The sequence below is a fragment of the Nocardioides solisilvae genome (assembly GCF_003194625.1).
GTDB classification, from domain to species: domain Bacteria; phylum Actinomycetota; class Actinomycetes; order Propionibacteriales; family Nocardioidaceae; genus Nocardioides; species Nocardioides solisilvae.
On record NZ_QHKX01000004.1, the window covers coordinates 81965 to 107292 of the forward strand.

A 25328-nucleotide genomic window follows, 5' to 3' on the forward strand; every position below is an offset into this window, starting at 1 on the left:
GCGGGTGAGCCAACCGACGGCGGCGCCCGGTCCCGGGGGCAGGGTGGAGCTGCCGGACCCCGAGCGCTCCCCCTGGCGACAGCTGGGGATGCGCCTCCTGGCGGCGTTCGCGGTGCTGGCGGGGACGGTGCTGCTGGTCTACCTCGACCGGGACGGCTACCGCGACTCCTACGACGGCCGGGTCGGTCTCGTGGACGCGATCTACTACACGACGGTCACGCTGAGCACGACCGGCTACGGCGACATCGCCCCGGTGACCACGCAGGCGCGGCTGCTCAACGCCTTCGTGGTCACCCCGGCGCGGGTCGCCTTCCTGGTCCTCCTGATCGGGACCACCCTGGAGGTGCTCGCCTCCCAGGGCCGCGAGATGTTCCGGGTCGCCCGGTGGAGGAAGAACATGGGAGACCACGTCGTCGTCATCGGCTACGGGACGAAGGGCCGCAGCGCGGTCCACACCCTGCTGAGCAACGGCCTGGACAAGGCCTCGGTGGTGGTCGTCGACCCCAGCCCCGAGGCCCTCGCCGACGCCCACGAGGACGGGTTGGCGGTGGTGACCGGCGACGCCACCCGGCGCCAGGTGCTGCGCCAGGCTGACGTCCACGAGGCCCGGCAGGTCATCATCACGACCGACCTGGACGCCTCCAACGTGCTGGCGACGCTCACCGTCCGGCAGCTCAACCCCGACGCGTTCATCGTGGTCGCGGTGCGCGAGCAGGAGAACGTCCCGCTGATGCGTCAGTCGGGCGCCGACTCGGTGATCACCTCCTCGGAGGCGGTCGGCCGCCTGCTGGGGCTCTCGTCGCTCTCCCCGCTGCTCGGCTCCGTGATGGAGGACATCCTGACCTACGGCGAGGGGCTGGAGGTCGCGGAACGGGACCTCCTCGTCAACGAGGTCGGCCAGCAGCCGCAGCGGCTGCCCGACCAGGTGATCGCGGTGGTCCGCGACGAGAAGGTCTACCGCTACTTCGACCCGGTGGTCACCCAGCTCGCCCGCGGCGACCGGCTGATCGTCATCCGTCCGGCCCGCGAGCTGCCGTGGGCCCCGCGGCCCGGCACCCACGGCGAGGACGCGGCCGAGTCGGTCGAGCGCACGTGAGCGCGGGTCAGGGGTCCGGCGCATGGCGGTCGGTGCTCGTCACCGGTGGCGTCCGCTCCGGCAAGTCGACCCACGCCGAGCGCCTGGCGGCCGGACCCGACCCGGTGGTCTACGTCGCGCCGGGCCCTGTGCCCGACGCGGAGGACCCGGACTGGGCGGCCCGGGTGGCGGCCCACCGCGAGCGCCGGCCCGCCGGCTGGCGCACGGTCGAGGGGCACGACGTGGCGGCCGCCGTCGCGTCGGCGGGCCCGGCGACGGTGCTGCTGGACTGCCTCGGCACCTGGGTCACCGCCGTGGTCGACGCGGCGCAGGCGTGGGACCACCCCGACGAGGAGCTGCGCGCCGTCGTCGCGGGCGCGCTCGAGCCCGTGCTCGAGGCAGTCCGTCAGCACCCGGGCCGGCTCGTGGTGGTGACCAACGAGGTCGGCATGGGCATCGTCCCCGAGCACCGCTCCGGGCGCGTCTTCCGCGACCTGCTCGGCACCGCCAACCAACGGGTGGCGGCGGTCTGCGACGAGGTCCACCTCGTGGTCGCCGGGCGCGTCCTGGTGCTCTGAGCCGTCGGCGTCAGGCCAGGGCCACGACGAGCGTCGCGACCGTCAGCTCGACGGCCGCGCCGTAGACGTCCCCGGTGACGCCGCCGAACCGGCGCGTGGTCCGGCGCACCAGCGCGACCACGACGACCGCGCCCAGGCCGAGGGCCACGAGCCCGCGCCACCACTCCGCGCCGTACCAGGCAGCCACGACCGCGACCCCTGCGGCCGCCAGGCCCCACAGCGCCAGCACGGCACCCGGCGGGACCACCCCCGCGAGCGGGTTGCCCAGCCCGTCGCGACGGGCGGGGGGCACCCCCCGCCGGCAGGTCAGCGTGAGGGCCGCCCGCGAGACGCAGACCAGCAGCCCCGCCAGGACCGCTCCTCGCGCGCTGCCCAGCAGGGAGGTCAGCCCCGCGACCTGCAGGCCGGCGACCAGGACGGTGGCCAGCACCCCGGCCGGTCCCGACGTCCCGGAGCGCATGACGGTCAGGGCGCGCTCTCGGTCGTACGACGCCGCCAGGCCGTCGACGGTGTCAGACAGGCCGTCCCAGTGCAGGGCACGGGTGCCCAGGGCGAGCAGCCCGACGGCCAGCAGGGCGACCACAGGCGTCGGGGTGCCGAACCGGTCGCCGACCAGACCGAGCAGGGTGACGCCGGCCGCCAGCGGGAGGACCGCCACCGGGGCCAGCAGCACCGCGTCCCGGGCCGATCGGCGGTCGACGGCCCGCGGCGGGGGCACGGGCAGCGCCGTCAGGGTCCCGACGGAGAGGCGCCAGCCGTCACGCATCGCCGGCGAGCTCGGAGAGCAGCGCCACGTCGCGGAGCAGGGCGACGGCGCTGCGCAGCACCGGCACCGCGGCGACCGCCCCGCTGCCCTCGCCCAGGCGCATGCCCAGGTCGAGCAGGGGCTCCAGCCCCATCTTGGCGAGCGCGAGCTGCTGGGCGGGCTCGGTCGAGCGGTGGCCGGCCCGGAACCAGGCGGCGGCCCCCGGCGACATGGCGTCGGCGACGAGGGCGCAGGCGACCGACATCAGGCCGTCCAGCAGGACGGGCACGCCGAGCTCGGCGGCCGTGACGAGGTAGCCGACCGTGGCGGCCAGGTCGGCGCTGCCGACGGAGGCGAGGAGCTCCACCGGGTCGTGCAGCCGGCCGCCGGCGCGGTCGAGGGCCTGCTGGACCACCCGCTCCTTGTGGGCGAGGGCGGCGTCGTCGACGCCGGTGCCGCGCCCGGTCACCTCGGCGGCCGGCAGCCCCAGGACACCCGCCACCATGGCGGCCGCGGGGGTGGTGTTGCCGATGCCCATGTCGCCGCTGAGGAGGACCTGCGCGCCCGCGCCCACCTCCTCCATCGCGACCGCGCGGCCCAGCGCCACGGAGCGCTGGGTGTCGTAGGCGGAGAGGGCGTCCTCGAGGTGGATGGCGCCGCTGCTGCGGCGGACCTTGCGCTCGGTGACCTCCGCGGGGACGTCGGCGAGGTCGTCGTCGACCGCGACGTCCAGGACCCGGACGTGGACGCCGTGGGCGCGGGCGAGCGCGTTGACGCCCGCGCGTCCGGCCACGAAGGTGCGGACCATGGCGCCGGTGATCTCGGGCGGGAAGGCGGAGACGCCGTGCCGGGCGACCCCGTGGTCGCCGGCGAAGATGACGAGGCGCACGTCGTCGACCGGGGGCGGCGGGACCTGGGCGTGCGCGGCGGCGTACCAGCACGCGAGGTCGCCGAGGCGGCCCAGCGCGCCGGGAGGAGTGGCCAGTCCCGCGAGGCGCTCACGCGCGGCGTCGAGACTCGAGGGGGACGGAGGAGGGAGGGGAGGCACCCGCCAAGGGTAGGTGCTGCCCCTCCCGCCCGGTGCGTCCGCGTCAGTCCGTGGAGACCGCGGAGTCCACGCCGTGCTGCAGGGCCTCGAGCAGCGCGCTGACGAACGCCGGGATGTCGTCGGGGTTGCGGCTCGTGATCAGGTTGCCGTCGACGACGTTCTTCTCGTCGACCCACTCGCCGCCCGCGTTGCGGATGTCGGTCTGCAGGCTGGGCCACGACGTGAGGCGGCGCCCCTTGAGCACGTCGGCCTCGACCAGCGTCCACGGCGCGTGGCAGATGGCGGCCACGGGCTTGCCGGAGGCGACGAAGGCCCGGACGAGCTCGACCGCGTCGGCGTCCATCCGCAGCGCGTCGGGGTTCGCCACGCCGCCCGGGAGCACGAGGGCGTCGTAGGAGTCGACGTCGGCGTCGGCCACGACCTGGTCGACGGGGCGGGTCTCCGCCTTGTCGAGGTGGTCGAAGGTCTGCACCTCGCCGCTCTCGGTGGAGACCAGCACGGGGGTGTGACCGGCGTCCTTCACGGCGTCCCAGGGGTCGACCAGCTCGACGCGCTCGATGCCCTCCGTCGCGACCAGGAAGGCGACGCGCTTGTGGTTCTTGCCGTTCTCGTCCAGGAGCTCGGACACAGGTGTTCCTTTCTCGGGGGGATCGTCACCGGTTCGTACCCGGGGGACCGCGCACCAATCGTGGCGCCGTGCCCCGCACCGCGGCGCCGCGGCCCCCGCTGAGGGGAGCCTCGCCTGCGTGAGCGGGGAGACAGCCGTGGGGTGACCCACGTCCTACGCGCGGGGGCGACCACGGAGGAACGTGGTGGGTGCAAGAAGTGCTCCGGTGGAGGGCACAGGGTCCTCCGACCGAACCGGAAGCACACCCCGTCCGGAGGCCGTCATGAGCGCCACCCACACCACCCGAGAGGCACACACCCACCACGCCTTCAGCGAGATCGTCGCCCACATGGTCGGGCACGAGAGCGCCGAGGAGCCCACGACCCGCCGCCACCCCGTCGGCGTGGCCGTCACCGCAGGTCTGACCCGACTGGCGATCGGCTGGGTCTTCCTGTGGGCATTCCTGGACAAGACCTTCGGCCTGGGCTTCGCCACCCCGGCCGAGCGGGCCTGGATCGAGGGCGGCAGCCCCACCACCGGCTTCCTCAGCGGCGCGGACGGCACCTTCGCCTCGTTCTTCAACTCGATGGCGGGCCACGCCTGGGCCGACTGGCTCTTCATGGCCGGCCTGCTGGGCATCGGGCTCTCGCTGATGCTGGGCGTCGCGACCAACATCGCGGCGGCGTCCGGCTCGGTGCTGCTGGTCCTGATGTGGGCGGCGGCGCTGCCCCTGGAGAACAACCCGTTCATGGACGACCACCTGGTCTACGCAGCGGTGCTGGTGCTCCTGGCCCTGTTGGGTGCCGGGCGCTACCTGGGCCTCGGTGCCTACTGGGAGCGGCTGCCGATCGTGAAGCGGTTCGCGATCCTGCGGTGACCCGGACCGGGTGGGAGAAGCGGCCGGCTCTCGGGAGCCGGCCGTAGCCGTGCCCGCGGCACGCGCCCCCCGTCGTCCCCGTCGTCCAGTCCGTCCTCCCCGTCGACCGCCGCGCGGTCGGGGAGGACGACGGTGCGGTCGGCGACCCGGTCCAGCAGCGCCGGGTCGTGGGTGACCGCCAGGACCCCGAGGCCGCGCTCGCGCACCTCCCCGAGCAGCCGCTGCCAGAGCAGCGCCTGGGTGAGGGCGTCGAGACTGCTGGAGATCTCGTCGGCCAGCACGTACGCCGGCCGCGCCAGCAGGGCGCGGGCCAGGTTGACCCGCTGCAGCTCCCCGCCGCTGAGCTCGTGCGGCCGCCGGTCGAGCCAGACGACGTCCACGAGCCCGTGCGCCGGGTCCGCCGGGTCCGCCGGGTCGACCTCCCCGTCGCCGGCCCGCCGCGCCTCGGCGAGCACGTCGCGGATCCGCCAGCGGGGGTTCATCGCACGCTCGGCGTGCTGCAGCACCAGCTGGACCGGGCGCGGACCCTCACGCGGCGCGGTCGGGAACGGGCGGCCGTCGACCTGCACCGTGCCGCGGTCGGGCGTGCGCAGGCCGGCCAGCGTCGTCGCCAGCGTGGACTTGCCCCGGCCCGAAGCGCCCCACAGACCCACGACCTCCCCGGGTCGCACGTCCACGTCGACGTCGCGCAGCACCCACGGCCCCCGGTGCCCGTACCGGACCCAGAGGCCCTCGCCGCTCAGCACGCCGTCACCTCGAAGTCGTTGCCCGGCAGCGCCCGCCAGAGCGCCCGGCTGTAGGGGTGGGCGAGGCGGAGCCCGTCGCCGGTGAAGGCCCCGGCGTCGGTGGTCTCGACGGTGCGGCCCTCGCGGACGACGACGACCCGGTCGGCCACCTCCAGGGCCGCGTCGAGCTCGTGCGTGATCAGCAGGACGCCGCTGCCGGCGCGGGCGATCCCGGCCAGCCGGTCCAGCACCGCCGCCACGCTGGCGGGCGCCAGGCCGGGGGTGGGCTCGTCGGCGACCACGAGCGCGGGGTCGCCCATGAGGGCGATCGCGGTGAGCACGCGACGGCCCATCCCGCCGGAGAGCTCGTGCGGGTGACGGCGGAGCACGTCCTCGGCGAGCCCCTGCTCGCGGAGCGCGGCGGCGGCCCGCACCCGCGCCGTACGACGATCGGCGCCGGCGAGGCGCGCGGCCCGGCGCAGCTGGGCGCCCACGGTGGCGGTCGGGTCGAGGTGGGTCAGCGACTGGGGGAGGAGCGCCGTCCCGGTCCCGGCGAGCCGACGTCGGGCCGCGGGGCCGACCGGGGTCCCCCGCCACAGCACCCGGCCCGACTCGCGCGCGTTGGGCGGCAGCATCCCCAGGACCGCGTGGCCCAGGAGGCTCTTGCCGGCGCCGCTGGCGCCGACCATGGCGACCACCTCGCCCGGGTGCACGGCGAGGCTCATGCCCCGCACCGCCGTCACCGTGCGGCGGCGCAGCCCGCGGTCGTACTGCTCAAAGCTGATCTCGAGGTCCTCGACCTGCAGCAGCGCCTCCCGGGCGGGCGCGTCGGACCCGTCGACGGGCGAGGGTGCGCTCTGCCTCGTGGTCCCGGTGACGGCGGGGGGAGCCGGGGCGGCGGTGTCGGCGTAGCTGGTCACAGGTGGGCACTCCTCGGGTCGAGCAGCAGACGGAGGTCCTCGCCGACCCGGTCGACGAGCTTGACGACGAGCAGGAGACCGAGGCCGGGCAGCACGGCGAGCCACCAGTGACCGGCCGACAGCGAGCGCATCGAGTCGGCCAGCAGCACGCCGACCGCGGGCTCCCCGGGGTCGACCCCGAGGCCGAGGAACGACAGCGCCGCCTCGTGCAGGATCGCGTGCGGGAACATCAGCACCACGCCGACGCTCAGGTGCGGGACCAGGTGCGGGGCGAGGTGGCGACGGGCGACGTGGAGCCGGCCGTGGCCGAGCGCGCGGGACACGGCGACGTACTCCGCCGCGGTCGTCTCGCGGCCGACCGAGACGAGGACGCGCGTCAGCCGCGGCCAGTGGGTCAGGCCCACCGCGAGGACCACGGCGTCGGTCCCGCCGCCGAGCGCGAACGCGACGAGGATCAGCAGCACCAGGTGCGGCAGCGCCAGGAAGAGGTCGACCAGCCAGTCGACGACGGCGGCGGCGACGCGACCCCCGGCCGTGGCCAGCAGGGCCAGGAGCAGGGCGATCGCACCCGACAGCAGGGCCGCCAGCGCTCCCACGAGGAGGCTCAGGCGGAGCCCGACGAGGGTGCGCAGCAGGAGGTCGCGACCGTAGCGGTCGGTGCCGAAGGGGTGGTCGAGGGACGGCGGTCGGTGCCGGGCTGCCAGGTCGGTCACCTGGGCGGGGCCGGCGGCCAGCGTGCCCGCCACGACCACGGCGGCCACGAGTGCGAGCGCGACCCCGAGACCGGCCAGGGTCCGGGTGCGCCGGTCGGCCCACCGCGCCCCGGCGACGGGGGAGAGGGCGCTGCTCACGCGGCCACCTCCCGGGTCCGCGGGACGGCCACCCTGTGGGCGAGGTCGCCCAGGGCGTTGCCGACGAAGACGACGAGGGCGGTGGTCAGGGCGATGCCCAGGAGGAGGGGCACGTCCTGGCGCAGCGCGGCGGTCGTCGTGGCCTCGCCCAGCCCCGGGTAGGTGAAGACCTGCTCGGCGAGGACCGAGCCGCCGAGGAGCTCCCCGACCGAGGCGAACTGGAGCATCAGGGCCGGACCGGCGGCGTTGCGGGCAACCCGGTGGAGCAGCAGGCCGGGGAGTCTCTCCCCCTGGGCGCGGGCGAAGGCGACGTGGTCGCTGGCCAGGACCTCGAGCGTCGCCTGGCGGGTGTGCAGCAGGACGGGGGAGATGCCGACCACGCTGAGGGTCAGCGCGGGGAGCACGAGGTGGTGCACGCGGTCGAGCAGCGAGACCTCTCCCGGCAGCGTCCCCAGCGGGGCGGCGCAGCAGACCGGCGTCCACTGCAACGAGACCGAGAAGACGTAGAGGAGCAGGAGCCCGACCCAGAACGTCGGGGCCGAGGCGAGCGTGTAGGCCCACCACGTCAGCACCCGGTCGAGGAGCCGGCCCCGGGTGGCGCCCGCGAGCAGCCCCAGCGTGAACCCGAGCACCCCCGAGAGGAGCCAGGCGAGCGCCAGCAACGACAGGCTGGCCGCGAACCGGTCGGCGATCACCTCGGTGACCGGTTGCCCGAAGACCTGGGAGGTGCCGAGGTCGCCGGTGACGACGTGGCCCGCCCAGACGCCGAAGCGCTCCAGCGGCGGCTCGTCCAGCCCCCACCTCTCCTCGATCTGGGCGCGCTGCTCGGAGCCGATCGCGGCGGTGTCGGCGCCGACGTACGCCTCGACGGGGTCGACGGGTGAGCCGGCCATCAGCGCGAAGCAGCCGGCGGCGACCGCCACCAGCAGGCTGACGAGCCGGACCGCGCGCAGGCCCGCCGTGCGCAGTCGACCCCGGTCGCGGCTCAGCAGTCCCACCGCCAGGACGCGATGCCGGCCGTGAGCGGCCAGCCGTGGCCGTGCGGCTCGATCCGGGGCTCGCCCAGGTCGAGGCAGGAGTCGACGTAGTAGGTGTGCTCGAGGTTGACCAGCCACGCCCACGCGGCGTCGGCGGGCGCCGTGAACCCGTGCCCGTCGTCGTCCAGCTGGGCGGCCCGCCAGTGCTCCGCCGCCTCATCGGGGTCGGTGGCGGCCATCGCCGCGTCGAGGTGCCGGTCCACGACCGGGTCGCGGTAGTAGCCGGGGTTGAACGACTCGGTCCCGGCCATCGAGGAGCGGTAGAGGTTGTACATCTCGGTGGGGTCGTGGCTGCCCCAGCCGAAGAGGACCGCGTCGGTGTGCAGCCGCTGGTCGATCTCGTCCCACGAGACTCCCTCGGTCTCGATCCGGACGCCGGCCGGCGCGACCATGTCGACGACGCTCAGCGCCAGCCCCTGCCGCAGGGTGTCGCCCGCCGGGTAGAGCAGCGTGAACGCGGCGTCCGTGCCGTCCTTCTCACGCACGCCGTCTCCGTCGGCGTCCTGCCAGCCGGCCTCCTCGAGCAGCGCCGCGGCGGCGTCGACGTCGGCGTCCTCGATCGCCGAGTCCGGCTCGTACCAGGGGGCGCCGTCCACCGGCCCGGTGGCGGGGGAGCCGAACCCCTCGAGGACCCCCTCGACCAGGGCCTCTCGGTCGATCGCGACGTTGACCGCGCGGCGGACGGCGACGTCGGCCGTCACGTCGTTCCCGACCGGCCGGCCCGCCGGGCTCCGGCGGCTCCCCGAGGGGACGGTCGGGAAGGAGATCCCGCGGTTGTCGATGGAGGTCACCGTCTCCAGGCGCATCCCGCCGATGTCGCCGGTGGCCAGCGAGGAGGGCAGGGCGGCGACGTCCACGGCCCCGGTGCGGGCCGCGGCGAGGGTCGCGTCCTCGTCGGTGAAGGCGAAGACGAGGCGGTCGAACGCCGGGAGGTCGCCGTAGTAGTCGTCGTTGCGCTCCACGACCAGCTGCTGGCCCTGCTGCCAGTCGACGAGCCGGTAGGGCCCCGACCCCACGGGCTCGCGGGCGTAGCCGTCGTCGTGGGCGTGCTCCGGGACGATGCCCAGGCTGATCAGGCGGTCGACGAAGGTGCTCCGGGGCTCGTCGAGGCGCAGCTCGACCGTGTCCTCGTCGACGGCCACGGCCTCGTCGAGGGCCGTCACGTCGGTGAGGCCGCCCTGCCTCGCGGCGGTGTTGAAGGTGTAGGCGACGTCCGCCGGGGTCACCGGCTCACCGTCGGTGAAGGCCGCGTCGGTTCGCAGGTCGACGGTCCAGGTGAGCCCGTCGCCGCTGACCTCGTACGCCGTCGCGAGGTCGAGGCCCACCCCGAGGTCGGGCTCGCGGGTCAGCAGCGTGGACTGGAAGAGGGGGGAGCCGTAGCGACCCCAGCCCAGCGTCGGGTCGAAGCCGTCCTCCGGCTCGCCCCCGATCGCCAGCCGCAGCTCCGTCGGCTTCGCGGTGGCCTCCTCGCCGGAGGTGCCGCCACCGCACGCGGAGGCCGTCAGGGCCGTGACGGCGGCGAGGACGAGGAGTCGGCTGCGGGACATTCCGCCATTGTTGCAAGTGATTCGCAACAACGCCGCCCCGGGGGCGTCCGGCCCCGAGACCCGGGTTGGGTGGGAGGTGGGTACGACGAAGGCCCCCGGTCGCGTGTCGCGAGCCGGGGGCCTTCGGTGCTGGTGGGCGATACTGGGTTTGAACCAGTGACCTCTTCCGTGTCAAGGAAGCGCGCTACCGCTGCGCCAATCGCCCAGGTCTTGAATTGTGATGGAGGTGGGTACGGGATTTGAACCCGTGTACACGGATTTGCAGTCCGTTGCCTCGCCTCTCGGCCAACCCACCGCGTGAGGCCCTCCATGGAAGGACCGGTGGAAAGACCTCTCCGAGCGGACAACGAGACTCGAACTCGCGACCTCAACCTTGGCAAGGTTGCGCTCTACCAACTGAGCTATGTCCGCATGCGTTCCCGGCCGTTCCCCGGCCGTTCGTGCGAGCAGAACAGTAGCCGATCGTCGCGGGCGTGCCAAAACCGGGGGGTCCCCAGGGTGTCGCGACGGTGTGGCGGGAGTGTCCCGAGGGGCTCCGGCGACGCCCGGCCGGCCGCGGGGCGACCTAGAGTGCGACCCATGCGCACCTGGATCGACGGCCACCTGTTGGACGACCCCGAGGGCCCCGCCCTGGGGGTCACCGACCACGGCTTCACCGTGGGCGACGGGGTCTTCGAGGCGGTGAAGGTCGTGGACGGCCGGCCCTTCGCCCTGACCCGTCACCTCGACCGTCTCGTGCGGTCGGCCGAGGGGCTCGGCCTGCCCCCCGTCGACGAGGCGCGCGTGCGCGAGGCGGTCGCCGCCGTCCTCGCCGCCGAGCACCTCGCGCTGGGTCGGGTGCGTGTCACCTACACGGCCGGCCCCGCGCCCCTGGGCAGCGGGCGTGGGCACGGACGTCCCACCCTGGCCGTGGTCGCCGCCCCGATGGAGCCGGCTCCCGAGACGACGCGGGTGGTCACCGTGCCCTGGCCGCGCAACGAGCGCGGGGCGATCGCCGGCCTCAAGACCACGTCGTACGCCGAGAACGTCGTCGCGCTCGCCCACGCCCGCGAGCGGGGCGCCACCGAGGCGGTCTTCGCCAACCTGGCTGGTCACCTGTGCGAGGGCACCGGCTCCAACGTCTTCTACGTCGTGGACGGCGAGCTGCGCACGCCCACGCTCGCCTCGGGGTGCCTCGCGGGGGTGACCCGGGCACTGGTCCTGGAGTGGTACGGAGCCCGCGAGGTCGACGAGCCGATCGAGGTGGTCGGCAGGGCGAGCGAGGTCTTCCTCGTCTCCACCACCCGCGACGTCCAGGGCGTCGACCGGTGGGACGGCCGCGAGCTGCCCGCGCCGGGACCGGTCACCGCGGAGGTCGCCGCCAGATGGGCGGAGCGGGAGGCGGCCGACGTCGACCCGTAGGCCTGGCGGGACAGTCCGGCGGGGGCGTCGGTGGGTTCAGCCGGCCAGCAGCTGGCTGATCACGCTGTCGAGGCGCAGGAACTGCGACTCCTCGCCGGCGGGGACCACGTTGAACGAGCGGCGGACGAAGCGGCGGACCTCCCGCGCGGCGGCGCGGGTGACCAGGTGGCCGTCGGGGGAGCTGAGCTCGACGACGACGACGTCGCGGCCGTGCTCGTCGCGGCTGGGCAGGACGTGCACGTCGCCCTCGCCGGTCGGGGTCGACAGCCCCTCGGCGATCAGCTCGCGGCTGAAGGTCCAGGGGAGCTCGCCCTCGTGGGTGAGGAAGGTGATCGTCACCGCGAAGGGGTCGTCCTCGCGGTAGGAGAAGACGGTCTCGAGATCGTGGCCGCGGCCCAGGGAGTCGACGCACTGCATCGTGATCTCCTGCTCGACTGCGCCAGCCACCCGACGGTCGTACTTGCTCGCCATGTCTTCCTCCACTGCTCTCTGTGGCAGTAGTAACGCACCTGGCAAGCACCGTTGGGGACGAAACGTCAAGATTTATATCGATGAAGTTTCCGAGTAGTCACAACGGGTCAGGTGTGCGCTGCCCGATAGGCTGACGCGGTGAGCGAGAACCTGTCGGACGGTCCGGTCGAGGACCCCTCGGACCCCCCGGGGTCGGGCGACCGCAGTCCGGGAGGCGGCACCTCCGTGGAGGAGGGCGTGCACGCGCCCGAGCTCGACTACGGCCCCCACTGGCTGAGGCGCTGGCACGCGCGGGCGCACGCCAACCCGGTCACCGGCCTGGTCACCAAGGTGGTCGTCACCTGCGTCGGTGCGCTCGTCATCGTCGCCGGCCTCGTCATGATGGTCGCGCCGGGCCCCGGCATCGTCGCGATCCTCGTGGGTCTCGGCATCCTCTCCACCGAGTGGGACTGGGCCGACCGCTGGGTCGACCGGCTCCGGTCCTACGCCCACGACGCGGCCCAGAAGGCGCGCGAGATGGACCCCGCGGTGCGCCGCCGCCGGATCGGCTGGGCGCTGCTGGGCGTCGTGGTCGTCGCCGCGGGCGTCTCCTGGTACCTGTGGGCCTTCGGGTGGCCCGAGCTGGCCGTCGACGGGTGGAACTGGGTGCAGGAGATCTCGGGCGTCGTCCCCGAGCTGCCGGGCATGTGACCCGTCTCCGGTGGTCTGCCGGGGCGAATGTGAATCGCCCCCGGGCATGCGCTAGTGTTTCCGCCGCACCACGCGGGCGATTGGCGCAGTGGTAGCGCGCTTCGTTCACACCGAAGAGGTCACTGGTTCGAACCCAGTATCGCCCACCGCTTCCAAGACCGCCTCTGACCTGGGGAACCCGGGTCGGGGGCCGTCTTCGTCGCCCCGGTCTCAGATCACCCGGGGTGCCGACCTGCGCATGTCACGGGTCTGTGCCGGCGCGCCCGCGCCTCGGCCGCTTCAGTCGATCGTCTCGAGCAACCGGTGGCACGCGTCCTCGCAGCGGCGGCACGCCTCGGCACAGACGCGGCAGTGCTCGTGCATGTCGGCGTGGGAGGCGCACTCGTCGCCGCACGAGCGGCAGGCCTGGGCGCAGGCTTGGAGGATCGCGCGGGTGATGGTCGCGTCGTACGCGGTGTGACGGGACAGCACGCGACCCGTGGCGTCACAGATGTCGGCGCAATCGAGGTTGGTGCGGATGCACCCGCGGAGGTCGGCGACCATCTCCTCGCTCAGGCAGGCGTCGGCACAGGCGGAGCAGGTCTGGGCGCACTCGAAGCAGGCGGCCAGGCACTCGGTCAGGGCCTCGGTCTCGAGGCCGATGGAGGCGGGGTGGGACTCGAGCATGGCGGTGATGCGATGGGTCACGGCGTGCCTCCCGTGGGGTCCGGTGTCGGCAGTGGGGGCGATCTCGCCCTCGAGGAGCCCTGTACCCGGTCGTCGGACGACGTACGCGTTCCGTGGTGCCGCTACCTCGAAGGCCGCTGCGTTTTGCGCCACTGTCGTGAAGGCACGAAGACGGATTTGGACACGCGACCGCATCGCCCAGCCGTGGGGGAGCAGGACTCCGTATGCCTCGGGGGAGCAGTGGCCGACCAGGGGTGATGGAGGGGTCCGACCCGATGCCGTGGACCGCTGGGTGCAGTCGGCCTCGATCCTGCACTCCAACGGGGACGGCATCGACATCGCGGTCAAGGACGACCGGATCGGCGGGGTCCGGGGCCGTGCGGTGGACCGGGTCAACCACGGAAGGCTGGACCCGAAGGACGCCTTTTGGGTGGCAGGCCAACCACTCGCCCGACCGGCTCACCCGACCTCTGGTCCGCCGCGACGGGGAGCTGGTCGAGACCGACTGGGACACCGCCGTGGACGCGGTTGCCGGGCCGACGAAGCAGCTGCTCGAGGAGCACGGGCCCAGATCGGTCGGGTTTTGCACCACCGGCCAGATGTTCCTGGGGGAGTACTACACCCTGGGGTTGATCGGGCACAGTGGAATCGGCACCAACCACATGGACGGCAACACCCAGTCGACACCGAGGACCAGGGTCATCTCCCCATGAGGACGCGACTCGAACTAATGTCAAGGGGTGACGTCGGGTGGTGGCCCGGACCCCGGTGCGTGCGTGCCGGTGGTCAGGACGTCACGCGGTCGGCCTCGTCCACGGGGTCCGCCGTGCCTGCCCTGTGGCCCGCGCCCACGGGAGTGGCTTGGTCCACCGCGTCCGGGCGCTCACCCAGCCGCCCGGGCCGGAACCGGTGACCGGTGACGACGCCGCCGAGCCAGAACGAGAAGAGGGCGAGGGCGGCGCCGCCGATGTCGTCGGCGACGTAGTGCCAGCCGAAGTAGATGGTGGCCAGGACCGTGAGGACGAAGTTGACCCAGAGCGTGACCCGCACGGCCCGGCTGCGCACCGTGTACTGCGCCATCAGCGCCCAGAGCAGCGCGATCGCCGTGTGCAGGCTGGCGAAGCCGGCGACCCCCTGGTAGTCGGCGTCGGTCCACAGGAAGCCCTGGCGGGCGTAGACCAGCGCATCCATCAGGTCGGTGACGCCCGTGTGGGTCAGGTCCGTCACGAGGTGCGGGTACATGATCCCGGGGCCCAGCGTCGGCAGCGCGTAGTAGGAGACGGTGCCCAGGGTCCAGGCGATGCCCTGCGCGGTGACGAACCACCAGCCGTAGCCGATGTTCTTCGACCAGACGAGCCACACGGTGACGAAGACCGCGACGAGGGGGATGTAGATGAGGTAGATCGCCGACAGCACCTGGGCCGAGATCTCCGTCCCCATCAGCCGGTGCAGGACCGTCGCGGGGTCCTCTCCGCCGAACATGGCCCGGTCGAGCACCCGCAGCGGGCGGTCGTACTTGACGTCGCGGATCATCGGGAGCAGCGACTTGAGGTTCCGGTAGCTGACGTAGATGACGTAGAAGCAGGAGATGCCGACCACCACGAGCTGGAGCCGCGCCGGCGTCCAGTGGGAACGGAGCCGATCCCTGGCCGCCGTCACCGTGCGCCTCGGGTGCAACCGTCCCTGCCACAGCGCCCGCGGGAGCAGGTCGAGCACGATCGCCGCCCCGCAGAGGACCGGCAGGCGGACCCAGGACGGACCCAGGAAGCTGCCCTCGGGATCGGCGATGGGGCGGTCCAGCCACCGGCTCGCCACCACGGCGGCCACCCCGATGACGAGGGCGTTCACGACCAGGAAGAGCCAGTTGCGTCGCCAGTCGCCGCCCCGCCGCGGACGGGCGGCGGGGACCGTCCCGGAAGGCGCCTGGGCCGGTGCGTCTGCGCTCACAGGACGACCAGCAGCCCGACGAGCGTGGGCAGCAGGCCCAGGAGCAGCCACGGGGTGAGGGGGCGGCGGCCGTGGATCACGAGCCCGGCGATGACGGCGATGACGCCGAAGGCGCCGGCGATGACGCAGAGCACGACCTTGCCGGAGGTCTCGGGCACGTAGGCCGCGGCGACCACCAGCCCGAGCGAGAGGTGCAGGATCGTGGTGACCGCCAGCGTGGAGAGCACCCAGCGCTGCACCCGCCCGAGGCTGCGCGCCTCGGCGGAGTGGTCGCGCGGGGGCCGCGGGGCGCTGAGGTCCAGCAGGTGCCGGTCCCTCCGCCCAGCGGGTCGCGCCAGCGGGGCGCTGCCGTCCTGCTCCACCAGCGGCTTGTCGCTGCTCACGCTTCCTCCGGGCTCTGTCCGTGGGGGTGGCCCACAGGGCGCAGGTTAACAAGGACGTGGGGGAGGGCGGCCTGGGCCACCGGTCCGATGGCGAGCGCGTAGAGCACCGTGGCGACCCCCAGCGTCCCGCCCAGGAGCACCCCCGCGACGACGACCGCGACCTCGAGGCAGGTGCGCACCAGCCGGAGGGAGAGACCGGTACGCCGGGCCAGGCCGGTCATCAGCCCGTCGCGCGGGCCCGGCCCCAGCTGCGCCCCGATGTAGAGCGCCGTGGCGACCCCGTTGAGCAGCACCGCGCCCACCACCAGCCCGATCCGCGCCGCCGTCGAGGAGGGCTCCGCCAGGACGGCGAGGGTGAGGTCCAGCGCGACACCCACCAGCACCGCGTTGGCGAGGGTGCCGAGGCCGGGCCGCTCCCGCAGCGGGATCCACAGCAGGAGCACGACGACGCTCGCCAGCACCACCATCTGGCCCAGCGTCACCGGGAGGTGCCGGACCAGGCCGGAGTGGAGCACGTCCCACGGGGCCAGCCCCAGCGTCCCCCGCACGAGCATCGCCAAGGAGGCGCCGTACAGGAGCAGGCCCACCAGCAGCTGGACGAGCCGCCGCCCCAGCCGGCCGGCGCGCAGCTGCTCGACCGGCCCGAGCGCCAGCAGCCCCGGGCGCCCGGGGGTCGGGGGGACGCGTGTGCGGCGGGACGAGGGGGTCACCGGCCCATCATGGCCCCCGTCCTGCCCCACACCCTCGCGCGGTGGGGCGGACGGGGAGGCCCGATAGCATCGGCCGAGGTCCCACCCCGTCGACACCAGGAGTCACCCGTGCCCGAGATCAAGGTCGTCCGCGTCCACGCCGGAGAGCGCGAGGAGCGGACGACGGCCACGGGCACCAAGGCGTGGGAGCTCTTCGCCGACGACACCGAGGTCGTGGCGGCGCGGGTCGGCGGCGAGCTCAAGGACCTGTCGACCGTGCTCGCCGACGGCGACGAGGTCGAGTCGGTCGCGATCGACAGCCCCGACGGCCGCGACATCCTCCGTCACTCCACCGCCCACGTGATGGCACAGGCCGTCCAGCAGCTCTTCCCCGAGGCGAGGCTCGGCATCGGCCCGCCGGTGGAGAACGGCTTCTACTACGACTTCGACGTCGAGACCCCGTTCGTCCCCGAGGACCTGGCGAAGATCGAGACCGCCATGCGCAAGATCGTCAAGGAGGGGCAGCGCTTCGAGCGCCGGGTCACCACCGACGCCGCCGCGCTCGACGAGCTGCAGGACGAGCCCTACAAGATCGAGCTCATCGGCCTCAAGGGCGGCATGGCCTCGACGGGCTCGACCGCCGAGGTGGCCGAGGGAGCGTCGGTCGAGGTCGGCGCCGGAGAGCTGACCATCTACGACAACGTCCGGCGCAACGGCGACGTGGCGTGGTCCGACCTGTGCCGCGGCCCCCACCTGCCGACCACCAAGCGGATCCCGGCGTTCAAGCTGATGCGCTCGGCGGCGGCCTACTGGCGCGGCGACGAGAAGAACAAGCAGCTGCAGCGGATCTACGGCACCGCCTGGGAGTCCAAGGAGGCGCTCGAGGCGCACCTGCACCGGATCGAGGAGGCCGAGCGGCGCGACCACCGCAAGCTGGGCCGCGACCTCGACCTCTTCAGCTTCCCCGACGAGATCGGGTCGGGCCTTCCGGTCTTCCACCCCAAGGGCGGGGTGATCAAGCGGGCGATGGAGGACTACGTCCGCCAGCGGCACATCGAGGAGGGCTTCGACTACGTCGGCACCCCCCACATCGCCAAGGAGGGGCTCTTCCACACCTCGGGCCACCTGCCCTACTACGGCGAGGGGATGTTCCCCGCGCTCGACGTCGACGGCATGGACTACCGCCTCAAGGCGATGAACTGCCCGATGCACAACCTGATCTTCCGGTCGCGGCAACGCTCCTACCGCGAGCTGCCGCTGCGCCTCTTCGAGTTCGGCAGCGTCTACCGGCACGAGAAGTCGGGCGTCGTCCACGGCCTCACCCGGGTGCGCGGCTTCGCCCAGGACGACTCGCACTCCTACTGCACTCCCGAGCAAGCCCCCGACGAGGTGCGCCACCTCCTGGAGTTCATGCTCAGCGTGCTGCGCGACTTCGGGCTGGACGACTTCTACCTCGAGCTCTCCACCCGCGACGCGGCCAAGGACAAGTTCATCGGCTCCGACGAGGACTGGGCGACCGCGACGAAGGTCCTCGAGGACGTCGCGACCAGCACCGGCCTCGAGCTGGTCCCCGACCCGGGCGGGGCGGCGTACTACGGCCCCAAGATCTCGGTGCAGGCGCGCGACGCCATCGGCCGCACCTGGCAGATGGGCACGGTCCAGTACGACTTCAACCAGCCGTCGCCCGACCGCTTCAACCTGGAGTACGTCGCCGCCGACGGCTCGCGCCAGCAGCCGGTGATGATCCACTCGGCCAAGTTCGGGTCGATCGAGCGCTTCCTCGGCGTCCTCACCGAGCACTACGCCGGCGCCTTCCCGCCCTGGCTCGCCCCGGTGCAGGTCGAGGCGATCCCGATCGCCGAGCGCCACCACGACTACCTCTTCGACGTCGCGCGTCGGATGAGGACGCTGGGGCTGCGCGTCGAGGTGGACGACTCCGACGACCGGATGCAGAAGAAGATCCGCAACGCCCAGCTCCAGAAGGTGCCCTTCATGCTGATCGCGGGCGACCAGGACGTCGAGGCCGGCGCCGTGTCGTTCCGCTACCGCGACGGCCGCCAGGACAACGGGGTGCCGCTCGACGAGGCGATCGAGCGGGTCGTCGCCGCCGTGGCCTCGCGCGAGCAGGTCTGAGCGACGTGGCCGACGGGCTGGAGCGGATCTGGACGCCGCACCGGATGGCCTACATCCGCCCCGCCGTCCCCGACGGCGAGGGCGGGTGCCCGTTCTGCACGATCCCCGACCTGCCGGGCGACGAGGGGCTGGTCGTGGCGCGCGCCGCCACGACGTACGCCGTGCTCAACCTGCACCCCTACAACCCCGGCCACCTCATGGTGGTGCCCTACCGGCACGTGGCCGGGCTCGAGGAGCTCACCCCCGAGGAGTCCGCCGACCTGATGGCGATGACCCAGCAGGCGATCCGGACGATCCGCTCAGTGAGCGAGCCGCACGCCTTCAACATCGGGCTCAACCTGGGGCGCTCCGCCGGCGGCTCGCTGGCCGACCACCTGCACCAGCACGTCGTCCCGCGCTGGACCGGCGACGCCAACTTCATCACCGTGGTCGGCGGCACCAAGACGGTGCCCCAGCTGCTGGCCGACACCCGCGACCTGCTCGCCGAGGCGTGGGAGGGGTGAGCCCCGACTCGGGCGGTGTGCCGGACGCCGGGCTGGAGGCGCTGGACGACGCCGCCCTCGCGGCTCGCCTGGTGCGCGAGGCCGCGACCCTTGCGGCCGCCATGCGCGCCGAAGGGGTGGAGGTGCAGGAGAAGACGTCGGTCTCCGACGTGGTGACAGCCGCCGACCACGCCGCCGAGAGGCTCGTGGTCGAGACCCTGCGCCGGCTGCGCCCCGAGGACTCGGTCGTGGGGGAGGAGGGCACCGACCACCGGGGGTCGAGCGGTCGCACCTGGGTGATCGACCCGGTGGACGGGACCTACAACTTCGCGGCCGGCCTGGACTGGTGGTGCTCGGCCCTGGCGCTGCGGGACGACCGTCGGCACGGGGACGGGCTCGTGCTCGGAGCCGTCCACCACGCCGCCGGGGCGACGACCTGGGTCGGGGGACCCGACCTGCCCGCCACCGTCGACGGCCGCCGGCTCGCGCCCCTGGCGGACCGGCCGCTGGCCGCCTCCTGCCTCACCACCTACCTGCACCCCCCGTTCTTCGGCGGGCCGGTCGGGGAGGCGTTCGGACGGATGGCCAACGGTGCCGCGACCGTGCGGATGCTGGGCTCGGGGACGATGGACGCCGTGGCGGTGGCCACCGGCCGCCTGCACGTGCTCTGCCAGCACAGCGTGCCGCCGTGGGACGAGCTGCCGGGCGCCGCCCTGGTCCGGTCGGTGGGCGGCCGCACCGAGCGGCTCGAGGCCGCGGGGGTCGAGTGGTACGTCGCCGGGGTCCCCACCGCGGTGTCCGAGGTCTGCGCGGCCCTCACCGGGCGGTAGCCTGCTCCCGCCATGCTCGAACACATCCGGGGCCTCGTCACGAAGGTCCTCATCGCGCCCGTCGCCCGCCTGCTGCTCCGCCTCGGGCTGGGCCCCGACGCGATCACCGTCTTCGGCACGATCTGCACGTGTGCCTCGGCGCTCTGGTTCGCGCCACGGGGGGAGCTGATGACCGCCCTGGTGCTCGTCACCGTCTTCGCCCTCTTCGACCTGCTCGACGGGACGATGGCCCGGCTCAGCGGCCGCACCAGCCCCTTCGGCGCCTTCCTCGACTCCACCCTGGACCGGGTCGCGGACGCGGTCGTCTTCGGATCCGTGATGCTCTACTTCGCCGGCCCGGGGGACTCCGGGCTGGGCCAGGCGACCGCCCTGTGGTGCCTGGTCACCGGCGTCGTCACCTCCTACGCCCGGGCCCGTGCCGAGTCGGTCGGCTTCACCGCGCGCGTCGGGATCATGGAACGGGCGGACCGGCTGGTGCTGCTGGGCCTCTCGGCGATCGCCGCCGAGGTCGCGGGCGAGCCGCTGGTCTTCGCGTGGGGGCTCGCGCTGCTCGGCGCGCTCAGCACCGTGACCGTGCTCCAGCGGATCCTGGGCGTGCGCCGGCAGGCCCTGGCCGCGACGGGTGCCCCGGAAGCGCCCTGACCCGCGTGCAGGAGCCCCGCGTGGAGGAGCCCCTCGGCGGCGCCGCGATCGTCCCGACCGAGCGCCGATCGGCGCTGGTGCTGAGGCTCGACGGCCAGGCGCAGTCCTACGTGGACCTCGACGACCCCGGGTTCCTGGCGTTCGACTACGTGCGCCGGCTGGGCGACGCGCTCGACGCCGTCGCGGAACCGGGGCGGCCGGTGCGGGTCGTCCACGTCGGCGGCGCCGGCCTCACGCTGCCCCGGTACGTCGCCCACACCCGGCCCCGGTCGGCGCAGGTGGTCCTGGAGCCCGACGAGGAGCTCACCGCCCTGGTGCGGCGGGAGCTCCCGCTGCCGCCCCGGAGCGGGATCAAGGTGCGTCCGCTGGACGGCCGCACCGGCCTGGCGGGGCTGCGGGAGGGCGCCGTCGACGTGGTCCTGGTCGACGCGTTCGCGCAGGGTCGGGTGCCCGGCGACCTCGTCACCGTCGAGGCGTTCGCCGAGGTGGCGCGGGTGCTGGCGCCCGACGGCCTGCTCCTGCTCAACCTCGCCGACCGGGCGCCGTTCGTCTGGACCCGGCGCGTGCTGGCCGCGCTGCGGACGGTGCTCGGGGCCGCGTCGGTGCACCTCGAGCCCGCGACCCAGCGCGGCCGGCGGGCCGGCAACGTGCTGGTGGTCGCCTCGACCCGGGCCGAGGTGGTCGACCGGGTGACCGCCTTCGTGCGCTCGCGTCCGAGCGAGTTCCGGTCCGTCGAGGGGGCCCGGGTCGCCGACTCGTTCGGCGGGGGCCGGCCCTTCACCGACGCCGACACGGAGCCCTCCCCGCGCCCCGACCCCGCCTGAGTCCCCGCCTGAGTCCAGCGACGCGCCCGCGCTGACCGGACGTCAACGCGGGGCCTAGGATCGAGGCATGAGCGAGCAGAGGGACGCGAACAGCGTCGAGACGGCCACCACCGGCACCACCCGCGTGAAGCGGGGCATGGCCGAGATGCTGAAGGGCGGCGTGATCATGGACGTCGTCACGCCCGAGCAGGCGCGGATCGCGGAGGACGCCGGCGCGGTCGCCGTCATGGCCCTCGAGCGGGTGCCCGCCGACATCCGGGCCCAGGGCGGGGTCTCCCGGATGAGCGACCCCGACATGATCGAGGGGATCAAGGAGGCCGTGTCGATCCCGGTGATGGCCAAGGCGCGGATCGGCCACTTCGCCGAGGCCCAGGTGCTGCAGAGCCTCGGCGTCGACTACATCGACGAGTCCGAGGTGCTCACCCCCGCCGACTACGCCCACCACATCGACAAGTGGCGGTTCACCGTCCCCTTCGTCTGCGGCGCGACCAACCTGGGCGAGGCGCTGCGCCGGATCACCGAGGGCGCGGCGATGATCCGCTCCAAGGGCGAGGCCGGCACGGGCGACGTCTCCAACGCGGTGACCCACATGCGGACCATCGGCGGCGAGCTGCGCCGGCTCGCCACGCTGGAGGCCGACGAGCTCTACGTGGCGGCCAAGGAGCTGCAGGCGCCGTACGACCTGGTCAAGGAGGTCGCCGAGACCGGCACCCTGCCGGTCGTGCTCTTCACGGCCGGCGGCATCGCGACGCCGGCGGACGCCGCGATGATGATGCAGCTCGGCGCGCAGGGCGTCTTCGTCGGGTCCGGGATCTTCAAGTCCGGGAACCCCGCCCAGCGGGCGGAGGCGATCGTCAAGGCCACGACGTTCTACGACGACCCCGACGTGGTCGCGAAGGTCTCCCGCGGCCTCGGCGAGGCGATGGTCGGGATCAACGTCGACGAGATCCCGCAGCCCCACCGGCTCGCAGAGCGCGGCTGGTGACCGCCGCGGCGTCGGCCACGGCGTAGGGCTCCGCGCCCTCGGCCGCGGGGGCGCCGAGGCGGACCACGACGGTGCCGCTGGTGGGATCCGCCAGCACCACCTGGCCGCCTGCGCCCACCGCGGCGAACAGGCTCTGGGGCTCGCCCGGGGCGAGCTGCCCCGTCACGGGACTCAGCGGCTGCCCCAGTGCGTCGACGGGATCGGCCACGCCCCGGAGCGGACCGGTCCGGTTGAGCCACCACAGGAGGCCGTACGCCGCGTTGTGCGGCGTGGACGGGCGGCCGACGGCCTGCGTGACGAAGGACCGGTCCAGCAGGCGCCGGCCTCCCACCCGGCCCCGGCCGAGGTAGAGGTCGGCGAGCCGCGCCAGGTCGAGGCAGGTGCTCCGCACGCCGTAGAAGTTCGTGGGGCTGTCGGTGCGGTCGGTGACGAAGGTGGTGCGGCGCATGCCGAGCGGGCGGAACAGGCGGGTGCGGGCGAACCGCGCCACCGGGGTCCCGGTCGCCCGCTCCAGCACTGCCTCCAGCACCGCGATCGCGGCGTTGTTGTAGGCCCAGGCGCTGCCGGGCGCGTGCTGCTGCCCCAGCCCGACGGCGTACGCCGTGCGGTCGACGGCGGCGAGCAGGTCGCGGTAGTCGGAGGCGAGCGACCAGTACCGGCCGCTGTCCCCTGCGAGCAGGTGCCGCACGGTGACCGTCTCCGACGGGGTGTCCCGCCACTGGGGCACCCAGGTCGCGACCGGGTCGTCGAGCCGCAGGTCGCCGTCCCGCACGGCGATGCCGACGAGCGTGCTGGTGACGGACTTGGTCACCGAGAAGACCGGACGGGGCGTCTCCCGGGACAGCCCCCAGCTCCAGTCGCGCACGAGCCGACCGCGGCGGGTCACGGCGAAGCACGTCGACCGCTTCGCCTCGGCCACCTCCGCGCCTCGGACCAGCGCCCGACCGCGCAGCCCGGCTCGGACGGGCGTGCGCACCGGCCAGCCCTCGACGAGCTGCTCGCCGGGCCGGCCCGAGCCGCCGGCCCCGGCGGGCGCGGCGGGCCCGGCGGGGGCGGCGGGGGCGGCGGGGGTGCCGGGCACCGCGGCGACCAGCAGCGCGAGCGCCAGGGCCGGAGCCGGGAGGAGGGAGCGGACGCGGGACCGGGGGGATGCCATGGCCGCACCCTAGGGCCGTCAGGTGCCGGTGCTCCCGGAGTCCCGCCGCGGCTCGCCGGGGTAGGAGCCGAACGACCACTGGTTGCCCTCGGGGTCAGTGAGGCGGAAGTCGCTGCCGCCGTACGGCTTCTCCTCGACCGGGCCGGCGTCGAGGCCGGCCGCGACGGCGCGGGAGTGGACCCCCTCGACGTCGGACGTCACCACGTACGCCGCGGTCGTGCCCGGCTGCTGGGTGAACAGACCCTCGGGCTTGTGCCGGCCGAGCATCACGCCCCCACCCTCGGGCCAGTCGAGCTGGGCGTGCTCCACGCGTCCTTCCTCGTCGCGGTACGTGGCGGTCTCCTCGAAGCCGAGCGCGACCAGCAGCCGGACGAGGAGGTCGGGGTCGCGGGCCTGGAAGGCGGGCCAGACGGTGGGCCGGGGGGACGGGGAGGGCGAGGGGGCGGGTGTGGGCGTCATGCGTCCCACGGTGGCGCAGCCGGGCCCGCGGGGGCTTGGACATTCGGGAGCTCCGCGGCCAGCCAGCGGGTGGGGGAGAGGCCGGCGTACTGCCGGAACTCGCGGACGAGGTGGGACTGGTCGCAGTAGCCGGCCGCCGCGGCCACGGTCGCGAGCGGGGCCCCGCGGGCCGCGGCGAGCGGCACGGCGCGCCGGGCGGCGTCGAACCGGGCCAGGCGCTGCACGGTCTTGGGGCCGTGGCCGACCTCGGCGGCGAAGAGCTCGCCGAGGCGACGCCGGCTGTACCCCACCTCCCGGGCCACCTCGTCGACCGTGGGCGGGGTGCCGGCGGTGAGCAGGCGCCACGCCTGGCGGACCTCGGGGCGGGGCGGGGGCGGCTCGGCCGCCCTCCCGGCGCGCTCCTGCAGCCGGGCCAGGAACGCGTGCACCACGGCGTACCGGGCGGACCAGCAGCGCGCGGCTCCCAGCTCCTCGGCGACCCGGTCGACCTCGCCGCCCAGCAGGTCGGCGGCGTCCCAGCTGCCCACCGGCAGGTCGGCGGCCGGCACGCCCAGCAGCCGTCTCAGCCCGAGCGGGTGCAGCGTCAGCTGGACGCCGGCCCACCACCCCGGGTTCTCCACCATCGCGGCCTCGGTGTGCAGGCCGCCGAGGCTGACCCACTGCCGGTCCCGCACGCCCGCGTCCCACGCCCGTGCGTCCGGTGCGGTGACCAGCGGCCGCCCCAGGCTGAGGACGAGGGTCAGGCCGGGCGAGGGGAGGCCACGGTGGACGCCGGGCTCCAGCCCGTGGGCCCGGTAGCCGAACATCGCCGACACGTGCGGACGCAGCCGCACCGGCACCGGTGCGGCAGGGGGCTGCCCGCCTGCGCGTCCCACACGACCCAGTCTGCCGCACCCCGGCCTAGGATCCCCCTCCGTGACCACCACCGTCGGCGTGCTCGCCCTGCAGGGCGACGTGCGCGAGCACCTCGCTGCCCTCCGCTCCGTCGGGGCGGCGGCGGTCCCGGTACGCCGCGTGGCCGAGCTGGCGGCGTGCGACGCGCTCGTGCTGCCGGGCGGGGAGTCGACGACGATGGTCAAGCTCGCGGCGACCTTCGAGCTGCTCGCACCGCTGCGCGAGGCCGTGCGCGCAGGCCTGCCGGTGCTCGGCACCTGCGCCGGGATGATCCTGCTCGCCGACCGCGTCGAGGACGCGGCGACCGGGCAGGAGACGGTGGGCGGGCTCCACGTCACCGTGCGCCGCAACGCGTTCGGCCGCCAGGTCGACTCCTTCGAGGAGGACCTGCGGGTGACCGGCCTGGCCGACCCGGTGCGGGCGGTCTTCATCCGGGCACCCTGGGTCGAGCAGGTCGACGACGACGTCGAGGTGCTGGCCCGGGTCGCGACGGGCCCGGCCGTGGGTAGGATCGTGGCGGTCCGTCAAGGCCCCCTGATGGCGACCTCGTTCCACCCCGAGGTCGGCGGCGACGACCGGGTGCACGGCATGTTCGTGGACCTGGTGCGCTCGGCGTGACGGCCACGCTCCGCACGCTGCACCCGACAAGCCGTTTCCGAGACTGAT

General features: G+C 74.2%; 29 protein-coding genes and 4 tRNA genes. 14 read left to right on the forward strand and 19 right to left on the reverse strand.

Translation table 11 applies throughout. From position 1 onward, the window contains the following. The first annotated feature begins 88 nt into the window (after positions 1 to 88). Together DNK53_RS15605 and cobU are read left to right on the forward strand one after the other, a co-directional pair. A complete protein-coding gene (locus tag DNK53_RS15605) occupies positions 89 to 1096 on the forward strand; it encodes a potassium channel family protein (RefSeq protein ID WP_110183552.1) in 1008 nt (335 codons plus the stop codon). Continuing rightward, complete coding sequence (gene cobU / locus DNK53_RS15610) at positions 1093 to 1653, forward strand: bifunctional adenosylcobinamide kinase/adenosylcobinamide-phosphate guanylyltransferase (protein ID WP_239456583.1); 561 nt, start codon at positions 1093 to 1095, stop codon at positions 1651 to 1653. Before DNK53_RS15605 ends, cobU begins: the two co-directional genes overlap by 4 nt. Positions 1654 to 1663: 10 nt before the next feature. On the opposite strand, the gene DNK53_RS15615 is transcribed toward cobU, so the two are convergent. The 3 genes from DNK53_RS15615 to DNK53_RS15625 are packed head-to-tail and all read right to left on the reverse strand — an operon-like array spanning position 1664 to position 4074. Further along, positions 1664 to 2419, reverse strand: coding sequence for an adenosylcobinamide-GDP ribazoletransferase (locus DNK53_RS15615; protein WP_110183273.1), 756 nt, complete (start codon positions 2417 to 2419; stop codon positions 1664 to 1666). Beyond that, on the reverse strand, positions 2412 to 3446 hold the full coding sequence (gene cobT / locus DNK53_RS15620; RefSeq protein ID WP_110183274.1) for a nicotinate-nucleotide--dimethylbenzimidazole phosphoribosyltransferase: 1035 nt from the start codon (positions 3444 to 3446) through the stop codon (positions 2412 to 2414). Before cobT ends, DNK53_RS15615 begins: the two co-directional genes overlap by 8 nt. 43 nt (positions 3447 to 3489) lie before the next feature. Next, positions 3490 to 4074: a type 1 glutamine amidotransferase domain-containing protein gene (locus tag DNK53_RS15625; protein ID WP_239456584.1), complete on the reverse strand. Its 585-nt coding sequence runs from the start codon at positions 4072 to 4074 to the stop codon at positions 3490 to 3492. Positions 4075 to 4336: 262 nt separating this feature from the next. Here DNK53_RS15625 and DNK53_RS15630 point away from each other — a divergent pair, with 262 nt between their 5' ends. Next, positions 4337 to 4930 (forward strand): hypothetical protein, encoded by a 594-nt coding sequence (locus DNK53_RS15630; RefSeq protein WP_110183275.1) that lies wholly within the window; start codon positions 4337 to 4339, stop codon positions 4928 to 4930. Here the strand turns inward: DNK53_RS15630 and DNK53_RS15635 are convergent. The 8 genes from DNK53_RS15635 to DNK53_RS15670 all read right to left on the reverse strand — a co-directional run bounded on the left by DNK53_RS15635 (position 4882) and on the right by DNK53_RS15670 (position 10421). Beyond that, the gene (locus DNK53_RS15635) at positions 4882 to 5676 is read right to left on the reverse strand and encodes an ABC transporter ATP-binding protein (protein ID WP_110183276.1); all 795 of its coding nucleotides are present in this window, start codon (positions 5674 to 5676) and stop codon (positions 4882 to 4884) included. The two genes, DNK53_RS15630 and DNK53_RS15635, sit on opposite strands and share 49 nt — an antisense overlap. Continuing rightward, positions 5670 to 6575 (reverse strand): ATP-binding cassette domain-containing protein, encoded by a 906-nt coding sequence (locus DNK53_RS15640; RefSeq protein WP_239456585.1) that lies wholly within the window; start codon positions 6573 to 6575, stop codon positions 5670 to 5672. The genes DNK53_RS15635 and DNK53_RS15640 overlap by 7 nt, the downstream gene beginning before the upstream one ends. After that, complete coding sequence (locus DNK53_RS15645) at positions 6572 to 7426, reverse strand: ABC transporter permease (protein WP_110183277.1); 855 nt, start codon at positions 7424 to 7426, stop codon at positions 6572 to 6574. Before DNK53_RS15645 ends, DNK53_RS15640 begins: the two co-directional genes overlap by 4 nt. After that, on the reverse strand, positions 7423 to 8424 hold the full coding sequence (locus tag DNK53_RS15650; RefSeq protein ID WP_239456586.1) for an ABC transporter permease: 1002 nt from the start codon (positions 8422 to 8424) through the stop codon (positions 7423 to 7425). Before DNK53_RS15650 ends, DNK53_RS15645 begins: the two co-directional genes overlap by 4 nt. Beyond that, positions 8412 to 10010, reverse strand: a complete 1599-nt coding sequence (locus tag DNK53_RS15655) for an ABC transporter substrate-binding protein (protein ID WP_110183278.1) — start codon at positions 10008 to 10010, stop codon at positions 8412 to 8414. The genes DNK53_RS15650 and DNK53_RS15655 overlap by 13 nt, the downstream gene beginning before the upstream one ends. 130 nt (positions 10011 to 10140) lie before the next feature. Then, positions 10141 to 10215, reverse strand: a tRNA-Val gene (locus tag DNK53_RS15660). 16 nt (positions 10216 to 10231) lie between these two features. Then, positions 10232 to 10305, reverse strand: a tRNA-Cys gene (locus tag DNK53_RS15665). Positions 10306 to 10348: 43 nt separating this feature from the next. After that, positions 10349 to 10421: transfer RNA gene (locus DNK53_RS15670), tRNA-Gly, on the reverse strand. A 168-nt stretch (positions 10422 to 10589) separates the two neighbouring features. Here DNK53_RS15670 and DNK53_RS15675 point away from each other — a divergent pair. Next, a complete protein-coding gene (locus tag DNK53_RS15675; protein WP_162599982.1) occupies positions 10590 to 11411 on the forward strand; it encodes an aminotransferase class IV in 822 nt (273 codons plus the stop codon). A 36-nt stretch (positions 11412 to 11447) separates the two neighbouring features. On the opposite strand, the gene DNK53_RS15680 is transcribed toward DNK53_RS15675, so the two are convergent. After that, positions 11448 to 11882: an SsgA family sporulation/cell division regulator gene (locus tag DNK53_RS15680; RefSeq protein WP_110183280.1), complete on the reverse strand. Its 435-nt coding sequence runs from the start codon at positions 11880 to 11882 to the stop codon at positions 11448 to 11450. A gap of 138 nt (positions 11883 to 12020) precedes the next feature. Between DNK53_RS15680 and DNK53_RS15685 the strand changes: the two genes are divergently transcribed. Both DNK53_RS15685 and DNK53_RS15690 read left to right on the forward strand, forming a co-directional pair. Next, positions 12021 to 12572: a PGPGW domain-containing protein gene (locus DNK53_RS15685; protein ID WP_110183281.1), complete on the forward strand. Its 552-nt coding sequence runs from the start codon at positions 12021 to 12023 to the stop codon at positions 12570 to 12572. Positions 12573 to 12646: 74 nt separating this feature from the next. Then, a tRNA-Val gene (locus DNK53_RS15690) sits at positions 12647 to 12718 on the forward strand. A 133-nt stretch (positions 12719 to 12851) separates the two neighbouring features. Here the strand turns inward: DNK53_RS15690 and DNK53_RS15695 are convergent. Beyond that, complete coding sequence (locus DNK53_RS15695) at positions 12852 to 13259, reverse strand: four-helix bundle copper-binding protein (protein WP_110183282.1); 408 nt, start codon at positions 13257 to 13259, stop codon at positions 12852 to 12854. A 356-nt stretch (positions 13260 to 13615) separates the two neighbouring features. Between DNK53_RS15695 and DNK53_RS17875 the strand changes: the two genes are divergently transcribed. Next, a complete protein-coding gene (locus DNK53_RS17875) occupies positions 13616 to 13951 on the forward strand; it encodes a molybdopterin-dependent oxidoreductase (protein WP_204163976.1) in 336 nt (111 codons plus the stop codon). Positions 13952 to 14024: 73 nt separating this feature from the next. On the opposite strand, the gene DNK53_RS15705 is transcribed toward DNK53_RS17875, so the two are convergent. Genes DNK53_RS15705 through yczE form a run of 3 tightly spaced genes read right to left on the reverse strand, consistent with a single transcriptional unit; the run spans position 14025 to position 16278 of the window. Next, entirely contained in the window at positions 14025 to 15185 is a 1161-nt protein-coding gene (locus DNK53_RS15705) for a phosphatase PAP2 family protein (RefSeq protein WP_110183283.1), read from the reverse strand. After that, positions 15182 to 15568, reverse strand: a complete 387-nt coding sequence (locus DNK53_RS15710; protein WP_239456587.1) for a hypothetical protein — start codon at positions 15566 to 15568, stop codon at positions 15182 to 15184. The genes DNK53_RS15705 and DNK53_RS15710 overlap by 4 nt, the downstream gene beginning before the upstream one ends. After that, positions 15565 to 16278: a membrane protein YczE gene (yczE, locus tag DNK53_RS15715; protein ID WP_204163977.1), complete on the reverse strand. Its 714-nt coding sequence runs from the start codon at positions 16276 to 16278 to the stop codon at positions 15565 to 15567. Before yczE ends, DNK53_RS15710 begins: the two co-directional genes overlap by 4 nt. Before the next feature lie 108 nt (positions 16279 to 16386). Here yczE and thrS point away from each other — a divergent pair, with 108 nt between their 5' ends. From thrS to pdxS, 6 genes are all read left to right on the forward strand, one after another. Continuing rightward, entirely contained in the window at positions 16387 to 18390 is a 2004-nt protein-coding gene (thrS, locus tag DNK53_RS15720) for a threonine--tRNA ligase (RefSeq protein ID WP_110183284.1), read from the forward strand. Positions 18391 to 18434: 44 nt separating this feature from the next. Further along, entirely contained in the window at positions 18435 to 18893 is a 459-nt protein-coding gene (locus DNK53_RS15725; protein WP_110183558.1) for an HIT family protein, read from the forward strand. Next, entirely contained in the window at positions 18890 to 19702 is an 813-nt protein-coding gene (locus DNK53_RS15730) for an inositol monophosphatase family protein (protein ID WP_239456588.1), read from the forward strand. The genes DNK53_RS15725 and DNK53_RS15730 overlap by 4 nt, the downstream gene beginning before the upstream one ends. Before the next feature lie 12 nt (positions 19703 to 19714). Further along, positions 19715 to 20344: a phosphatidylinositol phosphate synthase gene (pgsA, locus tag DNK53_RS15735; RefSeq protein ID WP_110183285.1), complete on the forward strand. Its 630-nt coding sequence runs from the start codon at positions 19715 to 19717 to the stop codon at positions 20342 to 20344. 20 nt (positions 20345 to 20364) lie between these two features. Further along, positions 20365 to 21168, forward strand: coding sequence for a spermidine synthase (locus DNK53_RS15740; protein ID WP_239456589.1), 804 nt, complete (start codon positions 20365 to 20367; stop codon positions 21166 to 21168). A gap of 67 nt (positions 21169 to 21235) precedes the next feature. Beyond that, entirely contained in the window at positions 21236 to 22153 is a 918-nt protein-coding gene (gene pdxS, locus DNK53_RS15745; RefSeq protein WP_110183286.1) for a pyridoxal 5'-phosphate synthase lyase subunit PdxS, read from the forward strand. On the opposite strand, the gene DNK53_RS15750 is transcribed toward pdxS, so the two are convergent. From DNK53_RS15750 to DNK53_RS15760, 3 genes are read right to left on the reverse strand one after another with little or no spacing between them, the layout of a single operon-like run. Continuing rightward, positions 22101 to 23309, reverse strand: coding sequence for a serine hydrolase domain-containing protein (locus DNK53_RS15750; protein WP_110183287.1), 1209 nt, complete (start codon positions 23307 to 23309; stop codon positions 22101 to 22103). The genes pdxS and DNK53_RS15750 overlap by 53 nt on opposite strands. Positions 23310 to 23327: 18 nt before the next feature. Continuing rightward, positions 23328 to 23768, reverse strand: coding sequence for a VOC family protein (locus tag DNK53_RS15755; protein ID WP_110183288.1), 441 nt, complete (start codon positions 23766 to 23768; stop codon positions 23328 to 23330). After that, the gene (locus DNK53_RS15760; protein WP_204163978.1) at positions 23765 to 24643 is read right to left on the reverse strand and encodes a helix-turn-helix domain-containing protein; all 879 of its coding nucleotides are present in this window, start codon (positions 24641 to 24643) and stop codon (positions 23765 to 23767) included. The genes DNK53_RS15755 and DNK53_RS15760 overlap by 4 nt, the downstream gene beginning before the upstream one ends. A gap of 40 nt (positions 24644 to 24683) precedes the next feature. Between DNK53_RS15760 and pdxT the strand changes: the two genes are divergently transcribed. After that, a complete protein-coding gene (pdxT, locus tag DNK53_RS15765; RefSeq protein ID WP_110183290.1) occupies positions 24684 to 25280 on the forward strand; it encodes a pyridoxal 5'-phosphate synthase glutaminase subunit PdxT in 597 nt (198 codons plus the stop codon). Positions 25281 to 25328: the final 48 nt, after the last annotated feature.